12 protein-coding genes are annotated in these 12,081 nt (G+C 72.8%); 8 read left to right on the top strand and 4 right to left on the bottom strand.

The window, feature by feature from the left end; genetic code table 11:
• Positions 1–45 precede the first annotated feature (45 nt).
• Both H4N64_RS08640 and H4N64_RS08635 read left to right on the top strand, forming a co-directional pair.
• Positions 46–954, top strand: a complete 909-nt coding sequence (locus tag H4N64_RS08640; protein WP_186281535.1) for a pseudouridine-5'-phosphate glycosidase — start codon at positions 46–48, stop codon at positions 952–954.
• Positions 951–1,895, top strand: a complete 945-nt coding sequence (locus H4N64_RS08635; protein WP_186281534.1) for a PfkB family carbohydrate kinase — start codon at positions 951–953, stop codon at positions 1,893–1,895. The genes H4N64_RS08640 and H4N64_RS08635 overlap by 4 nt, the downstream gene beginning before the upstream one ends.
• A gap of 27 nt (positions 1,896–1,922) precedes the next feature.
• Here the strand turns inward: H4N64_RS08635 and H4N64_RS08630 are convergent, their stop codons facing one another.
• Complete coding sequence (locus H4N64_RS08630; protein ID WP_186281533.1) at positions 1,923–2,717, bottom strand: methyltransferase domain-containing protein; 795 nt, start codon at positions 2,715–2,717, stop codon at positions 1,923–1,925.
• Between the two features lie 221 nt (positions 2,718–2,938).
• Here H4N64_RS08630 and H4N64_RS08625 point away from each other — a divergent pair, with 221 nt between their 5' ends.
• On the top strand, positions 2,939–4,066 hold the full coding sequence (locus H4N64_RS08625) for a magnesium and cobalt transport protein CorA (protein ID WP_186281532.1): 1,128 nt from the start codon (positions 2,939–2,941) through the stop codon (positions 4,064–4,066).
• 55 nt (positions 4,067–4,121) lie between these two features.
• Here H4N64_RS08625 and H4N64_RS08620 read toward each other — a convergent pair whose 3' ends face one another.
• Together H4N64_RS08620 and H4N64_RS08615 are read right to left on the bottom strand one after the other, a co-directional pair.
• A complete protein-coding gene (locus H4N64_RS08620; protein WP_186281531.1) occupies positions 4,122–4,550 on the bottom strand; it encodes a CBS domain-containing protein in 429 nt (142 codons plus the stop codon).
• A gap of 126 nt (positions 4,551–4,676) precedes the next feature.
• Entirely contained in the window at positions 4,677–5,318 is a 642-nt protein-coding gene (locus H4N64_RS08615; RefSeq protein ID WP_186281530.1) for a nucleoside/nucleotide kinase family protein, read from the bottom strand.
• A gap of 60 nt (positions 5,319–5,378) precedes the next feature.
• On the opposite strand from H4N64_RS08615, the gene H4N64_RS08610 reads away from it, so the two are divergent.
• The 3 genes from H4N64_RS08610 (at position 5,379) to H4N64_RS08600 (ending at position 8,292) form a co-directional block, all read left to right on the top strand.
• Entirely contained in the window at positions 5,379–6,074 is a 696-nt protein-coding gene (locus H4N64_RS08610; RefSeq protein WP_186281529.1) for a DUF2293 domain-containing protein, read from the top strand.
• A 159-nt stretch (positions 6,075–6,233) separates the two neighbouring features.
• Positions 6,234–6,713: an anthrone oxygenase family protein gene (locus tag H4N64_RS08605; RefSeq protein ID WP_186281528.1), complete on the top strand. Its 480-nt coding sequence runs from the start codon at positions 6,234–6,236 to the stop codon at positions 6,711–6,713.
• 91 nt (positions 6,714–6,804) lie between these two features.
• A complete protein-coding gene (locus H4N64_RS08600) occupies positions 6,805–8,292 on the top strand; it encodes a glutamate synthase subunit beta (protein ID WP_186281527.1) in 1,488 nt (495 codons plus the stop codon).
• A gap of 11 nt (positions 8,293–8,303) precedes the next feature.
• On the opposite strand, the gene H4N64_RS08595 is transcribed toward H4N64_RS08600, so the two are convergent.
• Positions 8,304–8,780 carry a carboxymuconolactone decarboxylase family protein gene (locus H4N64_RS08595; protein ID WP_186281526.1) on the bottom strand — a complete coding sequence of 159 codons (477 nt, stop codon included), beginning with the start codon at positions 8,778–8,780 and terminating at the stop codon, positions 8,304–8,306.
• A gap of 47 nt (positions 8,781–8,827) precedes the next feature.
• On the opposite strand from H4N64_RS08595, the gene pdxR reads away from it, so the two are divergent.
• The gene (gene pdxR, locus H4N64_RS08590) at positions 8,828–10,282 is read left to right on the top strand and encodes a MocR-like pyridoxine biosynthesis transcription factor PdxR (RefSeq protein WP_186281525.1); all 1,455 of its coding nucleotides are present in this window, start codon (positions 8,828–8,830) and stop codon (positions 10,280–10,282) included.
• Positions 10,283–10,479: 197 nt separating this feature from the next.
• Positions 10,480–12,081, top strand: a 1,602-nt coding sequence (locus H4N64_RS08585) for a PEP/pyruvate-binding domain-containing protein (protein ID WP_186281524.1), incomplete at its 3' end; no start/stop codon positions are given.

Here is a 12,081-nt window from a genome sequence, read left to right as displayed (position 1 = left end):
GGCTCGCCAGGGATGAGTCAGGACCGACGTACAGGAGGCAGGCGCGTGGTGCTGGTGGTGTCGGAAGAGGTGCGGGACGCGATCGACGCGCGTCGACCCGTGGTGGCCCTGGAGTCCACGATCATCGCGCACGGGCTGCCGCGCCCGCGCAACCTCCAGGTGGCCCTGGAGCTGGAGGACGTCGTACGGCGGGAGGGCGCCGTTCCCGCGACGATCGCCGTGCTGGACGGGCGGCCCCATGTGGGCCTGGACAAGGAGCAGTTGGAGCGGGTCGCCAACGAGGACGGGATCCGCAAGCTGGGCCACCGTGATCTGCCGCTCGCGGTGGCGGTAGGGGCGAGCGGGGCGACCACGGTGTCGGCGACGGCCCTGCTGGCGGCCCTGGCGGGCGTACGGGTGTTCGCGACGGGCGGGCTCGGCGGGGTGCACCGGGAGTGGACGGTGACGCAGGACGAGTCGGCCGATCTGGGCCTGCTGGCGCGCACCCGGATCACGGTGGTCTGCGCGGGCGTGAAGTCGATCCTGGACGTGCCGGCGACGCTCCAGCGGCTGGAGACGCTGGGTGTCGCGGTGGCCGGGTACGACACGGACCGCTTCCCCGGCTTCTATCTGTCGGACTCCGGTCACCCGGTGGACTGGACGCTCCGCTCGCCCGCGGAGGTGGCGGAGGTGATGCGGGCCCAGGACGGGCTGGACGGCCCCGAGTCGGCGCTGATCGTCGCCAATCCCGTACCCGAGTCCGAGCAGCTCGATCCCGGGCTGCACGCGCGTGTGCTCGCCGACGCGCTGCACGCGTGCGAGGAGGAGGGTGTCACCGGTCAGGCGGTCACCCCGTTCCTGCTCGACTACCTGGTGCGGCACACCGACGGGGCCTCGCTCAGCGCCAATCTGGCGGCGGTGCGCGGCAACGTACGGCTGGCGGCGCGGATCGCGGCGGCCTGGGCCCGGGCGTGACGACTGCGGTGGACGGTGCCCTGCTGGTCGTCGGCGATGTCGTCACGGACGTGATCGCCCGGCACCGGGGGCCGCTCGCCTCGGGCACGGACACGGCCGCCGCGATCCGTACGGTGCCGGGCGGCGCGGGCGCGAATGTGGCCTGCTGGGCCGCGTACCGCTCGGACGCGGAGGTACGGCTGCTCGGGCGGGTGGGCGCGGAGGCTGCGGCCTGGCACGAGTGGGAGCTGGCCGCCTGTGGGGTACGGCCGAGTCTCGTGGTCGATCCGCGGGCGCCGACCGGCACGGTGATCTGCCTGGTGGACAGCGGCGCGGCGGCCGAGCGGACGTTCCTGACGGACAGCGGCGCCTCGCTGCGGCTGGACGCCGGTGACTGGTCGGACGCGCTGCTCGACGGGGTCGCCCGGCTGCATCTGTCGGGCTATCTGCTGTTCTCCGTGCCGAGCCGCGCGCTGGTGGCGGCGGCCCTTGAATCGGCACGCACGCGTGGCGTGCCGGTGAGCCTGGACCCTGCCTCGGCCGGGTTCCTGGTGGAGCTGGGCGTGGACCGTTTCCTGGCGCTTGTCGAAGGGGTCGACGTGCTGCTGCCCAGCCGTGACGAGGCGTGCCTGCTGACGGGGTTGCCCGACGCGGCGGACGCGGCGGCGAAGTTGAGTCGCCAGGTGCCGCTGGTGGTCGTCAAGCAGGGCGCGGCCGGTGCGCTGGTGGCTCGGGGCGGGACGGTGTGCGCCCAGGTGCCGGCGGCGCCGGCGACCCCGACGGACACCACGGGGGCGGGCGACGCCTTCACCGGCGCGTTCCTGGCCGCGCTGCTCCGGGGCGCCGAGCCGGAGGAGGCGGCGCGGGAGGGGTGCCGGGCGGGGGCGCTGGCGGTGGAACGGGTGGGCGGCAGGCCGCCGGGGGCGGACGGACCGGTGCGGGCCGGTTGCGACCCGCACTGACGAACTCGGTCAACTCCCCCTCCGCGCTTACGCCTTGCGCCCCCACGCCGAGATCATCGGGGCTGTTGCCAGGTCCATGGCTCCCGAGGCGACATTGCTGAGGTGGCGGTCGACCTCCTCGTCGGTGGCGAGACCCGCGGAGACGAGCTGGTCGCGGATCTGGCGGATCGTGGCCGACTCCAGGGCGTCGCAGGCGGGTGAGGTCATCGGGAAGCAGGCGTCTGCCTGCACCCGCTGAAGCCCGGCCTCCCGCAGCAGACGCGGCAGCCTGCGCCCGTAGGAGAGGTCGGCGCCACGGTCGGCGAGCAGCTTCCAGAAGCCCTGCCGCAGCCGGTTCGCCAACTGCTGGTCGGGGCCGTACTCGTCGGGGCAGACCAGGGGCTGAAGGGCGGGATCGGCGTCCTCGACCAGCAGCCGTCCGCCGGGCCGCAGGGCGGCGACCATCGACCGCAACGCCCTTTCCCGGTCCGGGACATGAACGAGGACGAGCCGGGCATGCACCAGATCGAAGCCCTCTCCGGGCGGCGCCTCGGTTCCCACGTCGTGGACGCGCACCTCGACGGGCGGCCGGGCGGCCGCGGCGACCCGCGAGGTGTCGATGTCCGTTGCCATCACCCGCCCGGTCGGTCCTACCTTCTTGGCCAGCCACGACACCACGGAGGTGCCGCCGGCGCCGACCTCCCAGCAGCGCCAGCCGGACCCGATGCCGAAAGATTCGAAGTGCCGGAAGGTCGTGGGATCGAAGAGAGTGGCGAAGGCGTCGAAGCGTTCGCCCGCCTCGCTCTGCCGGTTGTCCAGGAGATACCCGTCGGATCGCGTCATGCCGCGATCATCCCAGTTATCCGTCTTGTCCGGAGTGGTCGACGCGCACCCTGGCCCCGTTCGCGACCCGGCCGCATCGGCTTTGTCCACAGCCGGGAACCAAGCGGAATGCGCTGTTCCCACAGGCTTACCCGGCTCTCGCGCCGAACTGGCAGACTGGCTCGACCAGCGCGAGAAGAGCGGCGCGAGGAGATCCACGCACGGCACGCAAGGAGATCCAGATGTCCATGGCAGGAAATCTGCGGAAGGTCACGAGCCTCGGCAGGGTCGGCGGGCTGCGCAAGGTGGCGCGGCTGGCCCGGCGGCGCCCCCGCGTCGACCTGAGCCATCCGGCTCGCTCCCCGCTGGGCTCCTCCGTGGTGAACTGCGTGAGCTATCGCGAGGGCCTGCGGGTCCCCGCGAGCGGCGATCTGGTCGACATCGTGGAGCGGGTGCGCAAGCACGGCGACGGTTTCGTCTGGCTCGGTCTGCACGAGCCGACGGATCAGGAGTTCGCGGGCATCGCCGAGCTCTTCGAACTGCATCCGCTGGCCGTCGAGGACGCGATCGAGGCCCATCAGCGTCCGAAGCTGGAGCGCTACGACGAGACGCTGTTCGCGGTGTTCAAAACGGTCTGCTACGTCGAGCACGAGGAGCTGACGGCGACCAGCGAGGTGGTGAACACCGGCGAGATCATGGTCTTCACCGGCCACGACTTCGTGATCACCGTGCGGCACGGGCGGCACGGCTCGCTGGGTCCGCTGCGCGAGGAGCTGGAGTCCGAGCCCGAGCAGCTCGCCAAGGGCCCGGCCGCGGTGCTGCACGCCATCGCGGACCATGTGGTCGACGACTATCTGAGCGTCACCGACTCGGTCCAGGCGGACATCGACCAGGTGGAGACGGATGTGTTCGCGGAGGCGGGCGCCCGGGTCGACCCCGGCAGGATCTACCAGCTCAAGCGTGAACTGCTGGAGCTGAAGCGGGCGGTGGCACCGCTCACGCGACCGTTGGAGGAGCTCACCACCCGGCCGATACGGGTGGTCGACCCGGAGATACAGGCGTACTTCCGCGACGTCACCGATCATCTGCTGCGGGTCAAGGAGCAGATCGCCTCCTTCGACGAACTGCTCAACTCGATCCTCCAGGCACACCTCGCGCAGGTCACGGTCGCCCAGAACGAGGACATGCGGAAGATCACGGCCTGGGCCGCACTGGTCGCCGTGCCGACGATGGTGTGCGGGGTCTACGGCATGAACTTCGAGCACATGCCGGAGCTGCACTGGAAGTTCGGCTATCCGCTGGTCATAGGGGCGATAGCCGTGGCGTGTCTGACGCTGTACCGCGGCTTCCGGCGCAACGGCTGGCTGTGACGGCGCGACCGCGTCCCCGGCGGCGGGCGAACGGCCGGGGACGCGGGGCAGGCCCTCAGCGCGACGGGGTCCTGGCGTAGACGCTCTCGGCCCAGGAGCCGATCTGCTCCTCGGTCAGGTGCTGGGCCAGGTCGGCCTCGCTGATCATGCCGACCAGGCGCTTGTTCTCGATGACGGGGAGCCTGCGGATCTGGTGCTCCTGCATCTCCCTGAGCACATCGCCGACGTCGGCGTCCGCCTCGATCCAGCGCGGGGTCCCCTGGGCCATCTCGCCGGCGGTGACCTTGGCCGGGTCGTGTCCCATGGCCACGCAGCCGACGACGATGTCGCGGTCGGTGAGGATGCCGCAGAGGCGTTCGTTCGAGTCGCTGATGGGCAGGGCTCCGACGCCGAGGTCGCGCATCATCTGGGCGGCCCGGTCCAGCGTCTCGTGCGCCGGGATCCACTGTGCTCCGCGGTGCATGATGTCTCCGGCAGTGGTCATGGGGTACCTCCCGATGCCGGACGGCCGGCGCGGCGCAGGGCGCACCGCTAGTCCCGGCGCCCTACATTCTCGCCGCGCCGGACAGCGACCGCACCTCCAGGACGGGACCTCGGCCAGGTCCCCTGGTCAGCCGCTCCAGGCCGGGTGCCGGGGGTCGTCGGCACGGACCAGGACGTCGGCGGTGCCGGCCGGGTCGGTCTCGTCCTCGTAGCGCGCGAAGGCGGGGAGGGTCCAGTGGTCGGGTTCGGGAGTACGGCGGCGCAGGGCGCCCGGGGAGAGGAGGACGTGGACGGACAGGTCGAAGGGGAACCAGTGCCGCAGCAGCAGCGGGCCGTGCATCAACAGGACGCCACCAGGAGGGAGTTGGACATACGAACTACGGGTGGCTCGGTCGGTGGCCGGGTCCCACAGGTCGGGCAGGACACGGCCGTCGCCGCCTGATTCGAGCGGGCCGAAGACCTCGCGCCACAGGGCGCCGGTGTCCAACCAGCCATCGTAGTACGCCTCCACGTCCTGCCGGCCGTGTTCCAGGCGGATGGAGGCGGGGCGCAGGAAGCCCTCGGCACCGACGACCAGCGAGGGGCGGCCGCGGGTGCGCAGGGCTTCGGCGACGCGCTCCGCGAGGTCACCCGGGCGGGCCGCGGGGGCGCCGTCGAAGGCGATGCGCGGCCAGGGGCTCCCGTCGGCGGGCTTCAGGTCGAGCAGCCGCTCGGCGAGGAGGTCGACGAGCCGTTCCCAGGTGATCGCTTCGAGTCGCACAGGGCCCATGATGCGTCAGGGGCGGAGAGTGGGGTGGTGTTCGTGCACGTCGGGGGAAAGGAACCGCGTATGGAGCACTTGGCAACTCCCCCGCATCGCGGCGGACTTCTCGTGATCCAGCCGATCGGGCGACGGCACTGCGCGGAGTGCCGGGGCGGTCCGCTGTCGCTGCTCGTACTGGAGGACGGGACGCCCCGGTGCCTCGACTGCGCGGACCTCGGGCACCTGGTCTTCCTGCCGCGCGGCGACACCGCGCTGACGCGCCGGTCCCGGGAGGAGAGCGCGCTGTCGGCTGTGGTCGTGCGGTTCAACCGGCGCAAGGGGCGCTACGAGCGGCAGGGCGTCCTCGTCGAGGAGGCAGGGCTGGCCAGGGCCGAGGAGCGGTGCCTCGCGGACGCCGAGGCCAGACGGCGCCGGAGGCTGCGGGACTCGGGGCGCAGGGCGGCCGAGGACGCGCGGTTCGCGGAGGCGTTCGCGGCGGAGATACGGCGACTGTTCCCTGGCTGCCCGCCGGACCGGGCGGCCGCGACCGCGGCGCACGCCTCGGTGCGGGGCAGCGGACGGGTGGGCCGGAGCGCGGCGGGGCGGGCGCTGTCCGAGGGGGCGGTGATCTCGGCGGTCGTGGCGTCGGTACGGCATATGGACACGCCGTACGACCAGTTGCTGATGAGCGGGGTGCCGCGGCACGAGGCCCGGCGGCAGATCGCGGCGGCGGTGGAGACGGTGCTGACGCGCTGGCGGGAGCCGGAGGCGGAGGCCGACTGAGCGCGCCCCACCCGCCTGGAGCCCGCCCCGACACCTCCTGGACTCTCGCTTATGGCCGCGCGGCGCTCGGCCATGGGATGCGGCCCCGCCGGAGATTTCACTTGTGGTGACGGGTGGTGCCGGGGAGGATCCCGGCGGGACAGGGGAGTTGACATTGTCATGATCGAGGGACCGTACTTCGTACTGACCGTGCTGGGTGGGCTGGGAACCGGGCTGGCGGCCGGGGTGTTCTGCGCGTTCTCCACCTTCGTGATGAAGGGGCTCGCCGCGCTGCCGCCCGCGCAGGGCGTCGCGGCGATGCAGGCGATCAACGTGGCGGCGCTGACTCCCGCCTTCATGATCGTGTTCCTCGGCTCGGCGGTGCTGTGCGCCGTTCTCGCCGTGGTGACGTTCGTGCTGTTGCCGGACGAGGGGACCGTGGAGCTGCTGCTGGGCAGCGCGCTGTATCTGTTCGGTGCGTTCGGGGTGACCATGGTCGCCAACGTGCCCCGCAACGACGCGCTGATGAAGATGGAGGCGGGCACCCGCGAGGCCGCCGCTTTCTGGACCACGTACGTGCGCGAGTGGACGGCCTGGAACCACGTCCGCATGGTCGCCTCGGCCGCCGCCGCGATCTCCTACGTGCTGGCCCTCACCTGAGCGAAGCGCAAGGGGCTGATGAGACGTATCGTGGCCGGAAGAGTGCCGCCCGATGACGCACGGCCCCACCCCGCACACAAGGGAGACGGCCATGGCCGATCCCAAGGGATTCATGACCACGCCCCGCCAGGACTGGCCCCGCCGGCCGGTCGAGGAGCGGGTCCGGGACTGGGACGAGGTGTACGTCCCCGGGGCGCTGCTGCCCATCGTCAGCAAGCAGGCCGACCGGTGCATGGACTGCGGCATCCCCTTCTGCCACGAAGCCTGTCCGCTCGGCAATCTGATCCCCGAGTGGAACGATCTGGTGTCCCGGGAGGACTGGCGGACGGCCGCCGACCGGCTGCACGCCACCAACAACTTCCCCGAGTTCACCGGGCGGTTGTGCCCGGCGCCGTGCGAGGCGGGATGTGTGCTCGCCATCAACCAGCCCGCGGTCACCATCAAGAACGTCGAGTGCGCCATCGCCGACCGCGCCTGGGAGCTGGGGTTCGCCCCGCCCCGGCCGCCGGACCGGCTGTCGGGGCGTACGGTCGCGGTGATCGGGTCGGGGCCCGCGGGGCTCGCGGCGGCACAGCAGCTGACCCGGGCCGGGCACACGGTCGCCGTGTTCGAGAGAGACGACCGGATCGGCGGGCTGATGCGGTACGGCATCCCCGAGTTCAAGATGGAGAAGGTCCAACTGGAGCGGCGCATCGAGCAGATGCGGGCCGAGGGGACCAAGTTCCGTACGTCCACGGCGGTCGGACGGGACATCGGGGCGGAGGAGCTGCGGACGCGCTACGACGCCGTGGTGATCGCCACCGGGGCCACCGCGTGGCGTGAACTGGACGTGCCCGGGCGGGAGTTGGCCGGGATCCAGCAAGCCATGGAGTATCTGCCGCTGGCCAACCGGGTGTGCGAGGGCGATATCGAGACATCGCCGATGTCCGCCGCCGGGAAGCATGTCGTCATCGTCGGCGGCGGGGACACCGGCGCCGACTGTCTGGGCACGGCGGTGAGGCAGGGCGCCGCGTCCGTGACCCAGCTCGACATCTACGGCCGGCCCGGCGCCGAGCGCGACGAGGACGCCGAGCCCTGGCCGACGTACCCCAAGATCTACCGGCTCTCGGCGGCGCACGAGGAGGCCCGGGAGCTGCGGACCGCCCCCGCGGCGGACGCGGACGCGCGGCTGTTCGCGGCGTCGACGCTCCGCTTCACGGGGGACGCGGAGGGGCGTGTACGGTCCCTGCACCTGGTCGAGGTCGACTCGAACCGTCGGCCCCTGCCGGGCACCGGGCGGGCGGTTCCGGCCGATCTGGTGCTGCTGGCGCTCGGATTCTCCGGGCCCGACCAGGAGGATGGGCTGATCGGGCAGTTGGGCCTTGAGCTGGAGCCCCGCGGCACGATCGCGCGGGACACCGGCTTCGCCACCAACGTGCCCGGTGTGTTCGCCGCGGGGGACGCCGCCCGGGGCCAGTCGCTGATCGTGTGGGCGATCGCGGAGGGGCGGGCGGTGGCCGCGGCCGTCGACCGTCATCTGACGGGGAGCTCGCGGCTGCCGTCGCCGATATCGCCGTACGACCGGCCGATGGCCGTGTAGTCGCGGGGGGCCTACCGCTCGTCCGTCCCCGCCACCTTCCCCGTCGACAGCGCCACCCGGTTCCAGGTGTTGATCGTGAAGATCAGGGCCAGCACCTGGGCCAGCTCCTGCTCGTCGAAGTGGGCCGCGGCCTCGGCGTAGACGGCGTCCGGGACACCGTCGGCGGAGACCAGCGTCACCGCCTCCGTCAGGGCCAGCGCCGCCTGCTCGCGCTCCGTGAAGAAGTGGCGGGCCTCCCGCCAGACCGCCACCATGTGCAGCCGGTCCTCGGTCTCACCTGCCTTGCGGGCGTCGTTGGTGTGCATATGGAGGCAGTACGCGCAGTTGTTGAGCAGCGAGGCGCGGATCTGGACCAGTTCGACCAGCGTCGGGTCCAGGCCCTCGCGGGCGGCGGCGTCGAAGCCGATGAGGGCGCGGAAGACCTTCGGGGCGGTCTTGGCGAAGTTCATCCGGGGCGCCTTGGCATTGACCAGCGTGTTCGTCGTCATGCCTCATAACCTACGGCCCGGAAAGACCCCCTGTAGGGTGCATTTTCGTGTCCGAATCATGGGTCAATTCCGCGGAGCGGATCGGCACCGATCTGCATCTGGAGCTGTCGGGACCGGGCGGCAGACGCGCCGCCCTCATCCGCGCGCTGCGGGACGCCGTGCGCAGCGGCCGGCTCGCCCCCGGCACGCGGCTGCCGCCGTACCGCTCGCTCGCCGCCGACCTGGGCGTCGCCCGGAACACGGTGGCCGACGCGTACGCGGAGCTCGTCGCCGAGGGCTGGCTGACCGCCCGCCAGGGCTCGGGCACCCGGGTCGCCATGGGGATACCTCCCACGCCCTTCAGGCAGTGGGGGAGCGCCGTACCGCCGCGCCACGCCGGGAACACGCCCGGTAGGACCCCTCCACGCGCGCGTGGCCCGCGCCACGACCTGCGCCAGGGCACCCCGGACGTGTCGGGCTTCCCGCGCGCGGACTGGCTCGCCTCCTATCGGCGGGCAGTGCAGCAGGCGCCCAACGAGGTGTTCGGACCCGGCGACCCGGCCGGTCGCATCGAGCTGCGGGAGGCGCTCGCGGAGTACCTCGCACGCGCGCGTGGCGTCCGCTGCGATCCGGGCCGGATCGTGATCTGCTCCGGCTTCGCCCACGCTCTGCGGCTGCTCTTCGAGGGGCGCGTGCTGCGCGGCCCGCTGGCCGTGGAGGCGTACGGGCTGCCCTTCCACCGGGAGCTGCTGACCGGCGCGGGCGTGCGGACCGTACCGCTGCCCCTCGACGAACACGGCGCCCGGGTCGACCGGCTCAGCCGCGAACGGGGCGTGCTGCTCACGCCCGCGCACCAGTTCCCGACCGGCGGCCCGCTGCACGCGAGCCGCCGCGCCGCGGTGATCGACTGGGCACGCGCGCGTGGCGCGGTGATCGTGGAGGACGACTACGACGGGGAGTTCCGCTACGACCGCAAGCCCGTCGGGGCCGTGCAGGGCCTCGACCCCGAGCGGGTGATCTTCATCGGCTCGGTCAGCAAGAGCCTGTCCCCGGCGGTCCGCCTGGGCTGGATGGTCCTGCCCGAGGAGTACGTCGAGGGCGTGCTCGCGGCCAAGGGCGAGCGGGAGGCCTGGGCGAGCTTGCTCGACCAGCTCTGCCTCGCCGACTTCCTCACGCGTGGGTCCTACGACCGTCATGTGCGGCGCATGCGGCAGCGGTACCGGGGTCGCCGGGACCGGCTCGTCGCGGCGCTCGCCGAGCGGGCGCCGCACATCGAGGTCACTGGGGTGGCGGCCGGGCTGCACGCGGTGCTGCGGCTGCCACCGGGGACCGAGGCGGCCACCGTCGCGCGGGCCGAGCAGCTCGGCGTTGCCCTGGACGGGCTCGCCGCGTTCCGGCATCCGGAAGCCGTGGAGAGGGCCGTACCGGCGCATGACGGCCTGGTCGTCGGCTATGCGGCTCCCTCCGAGCATGCCTACACGGCGGCCCTGGACGCCCTCTGCGCAACTTTTCCGGATCCGTAAATCTTCTCCGGTGTGTCCGAAAAGTAGCTTCCGGGCTACATGGATCGGAACAGCAGTGGGATCATCGGAGCAGGAGGCGTACCGCTGTCGTGTCCACACGGTTCGGCGGTGGTCCGTCCCATCCTTCGTTCCGCCGTCAGGCGCAGGGTCCACCCCGCGCGTCCCCCCTGTTGGCGGCCGGTCCTGGAGGGTGCTCGATGACGACGCTCGATGAACGTCACGGAGAAGGTGCGCGCGACGGGGAAGAGCCACGGGGCGAGGTGGCCCTCGGTCTGGTGCAGACGTACGGGCCGGCCACTGTCGCACTGGAGCAGCCCCTTGCCGCCGTCCCGGCCCGCGCCGGGTCCAAGGCCGCGAATCTCGCCCGCGCGGCCCGTGCCGGGCTGCCGGTGCTCCCGGGCTTCGTGATCCCCTACAAGGCAGAGGGCGACCCGAGTTCCCTGCGCCTCGCGTGGCAAACACTGTCCGACGGCGGCAGCCGCCCGCTGGTCGTGCGGTCCTCCTCGCCGCAGGAGGACACGGAGGAGTCCTCGCTGGCGGGCCAGTTCGCCTCGGTGATCGATGTGCACGGCTGGCGGGACTTCCGTGCGGCCGTACGGACCGTGCTGGACTCGGCGCGGATGCCGGACGGGTCCACCGCGCCGATGGCGGTGCTCGTCCAGCCGATGCTCACCGCCCGTGTCGGCGGGGTGATGTTCGGTGCCGATCCCGTCGAGGGGCGGGCGGACCGGATGCTGGTGAGCGCGGTGCGCGGCGGCCCGGACAGTCTGGTCAGCGGTGCGCAGGCGGGCACCAACTACTGGTTGAGCGGACGCGGGCGGGTGCTGCGCACCGAGCCCGCGGAGACGGACGCGCTGCTCACCAGGAGCGAGCTGTTCGGTCTTTCCCGGCTCGCGCGGCGGGCCCGGCGGGTGTTCGGCGGGCCGCAGGACATCGAGTTCGGGTTCGACGCGGAAGGTCGGCTGTGGCTGTTCCAGAGCCGCCCGATCACGGCGATGGCGGTGCGTCCCGCGCGCGGGGCGCGGCTGCTGGGGCCGGGGCCGGTCGCCGAGACGCTGCCGGACCAGCTCCAGCCACTGGAGGAGGACCTGTGGGTGACGCCGATGGCCCGCGGTCTCGCCGCCGCGCTGGACATCGGCGGCACCGCGCCGCGCCGACTGCTGCGGACGGCGCCCGTGGTGACGACGGTCGGCGGGCGCGCCGCCGGTGATCTGCGGCTGCTCGGCGCGGTGCCGCCGAAGCACCGGTGGCTGGCACTGCTCAATCCGGCGCCGGGGGCGCGCAGGCTCGCGGCGGCCTGGCGGGTGGGGCGGCTCGGGGCCGCGCTGCCGGGACTGGCGACGGACCTGGTGGCGGACATCGACCGCAGACTGGCCGAGGTGCCGGCGCCGACCGGCCTCTCGGCGACCGCCCTGGCCGACGAGCTGCGCTGGACCCGCCTGGCCCTGGTGTCACTGCACGCCCAGGAGGCCCTCGCGGGCGCGCTGCTGCGCGAGGCACCGACGGGACGCACGGCCGCGGGCACGGCGCTGGCAGCGCTGGCGGCGGCACGCGCGCGTGGCGTGCCGGACGACCAGGTCATCGCGACGGACCCGGTGGTACTCGCCCTTACGGCACCCAGCCTGCGGGGGCGCATGCGCTTGCCGGAGCCACCACCGACAGCGATACCGGCCCAGGACGACACGGGCACGGAGGCAGACCGGCTCGGGGACAGCACCGCCGCCGCGGAGGCGCACCGACCCCCGGACTACACGGGGGCAGAGGCGCACCGACCCCCGGACAGCACACACGCCGCGGAC

Source organism: Streptomyces cupreus (genome assembly GCF_014257025.1).
Lineage (GTDB): Bacteria > Actinomycetota > Actinomycetes > Streptomycetales > Streptomycetaceae > Streptomyces > Streptomyces cupreus.
This window is presented reverse-complemented; position numbering and strand designations above follow the sequence as displayed.

Excerpts from the sequence above, each read along its gene's own strand:
- H4N64_RS08630 (WP_186281533.1), bottom strand. The coding sequence starts at position 2,717 with ATGACGCGATCCGACGGGTATCTCCTGGACAACCGGCAGAGCGAGGCG.
- H4N64_RS08625 (WP_186281532.1), top strand. The coding sequence starts at position 2,939 with ATGTCCATGGCAGGAAATCTGCGGAAGGTCACGAGCCTCGGCAGGGTC.
- H4N64_RS08610 (WP_186281529.1), top strand. The coding sequence starts at position 5,379 with ATGGAGCACTTGGCAACTCCCCCGCATCGCGGCGGACTTCTCGTGATC.
- H4N64_RS08600 (WP_186281527.1), top strand. The coding sequence starts at position 6,805 with ATGGCCGATCCCAAGGGATTCATGACCACGCCCCGCCAGGACTGGCCC.
- H4N64_RS08605 (WP_186281528.1), top strand. The coding sequence starts at position 6,234 with ATGATCGAGGGACCGTACTTCGTACTGACCGTGCTGGGTGGGCTGGGA.
- H4N64_RS08595 (WP_186281526.1), bottom strand. The coding sequence starts at position 8,780 with ATGACGACGAACACGCTGGTCAATGCCAAGGCGCCCCGGATGAACTTC.
- H4N64_RS08620 (WP_186281531.1), bottom strand. The coding sequence starts at position 4,550 with ATGACCACTGCCGGAGACATCATGCACCGCGGAGCACAGTGGATCCCG.
- H4N64_RS08615 (WP_186281530.1), bottom strand. The coding sequence starts at position 5,318 with ATGGGCCCTGTGCGACTCGAAGCGATCACCTGGGAACGGCTCGTCGAC.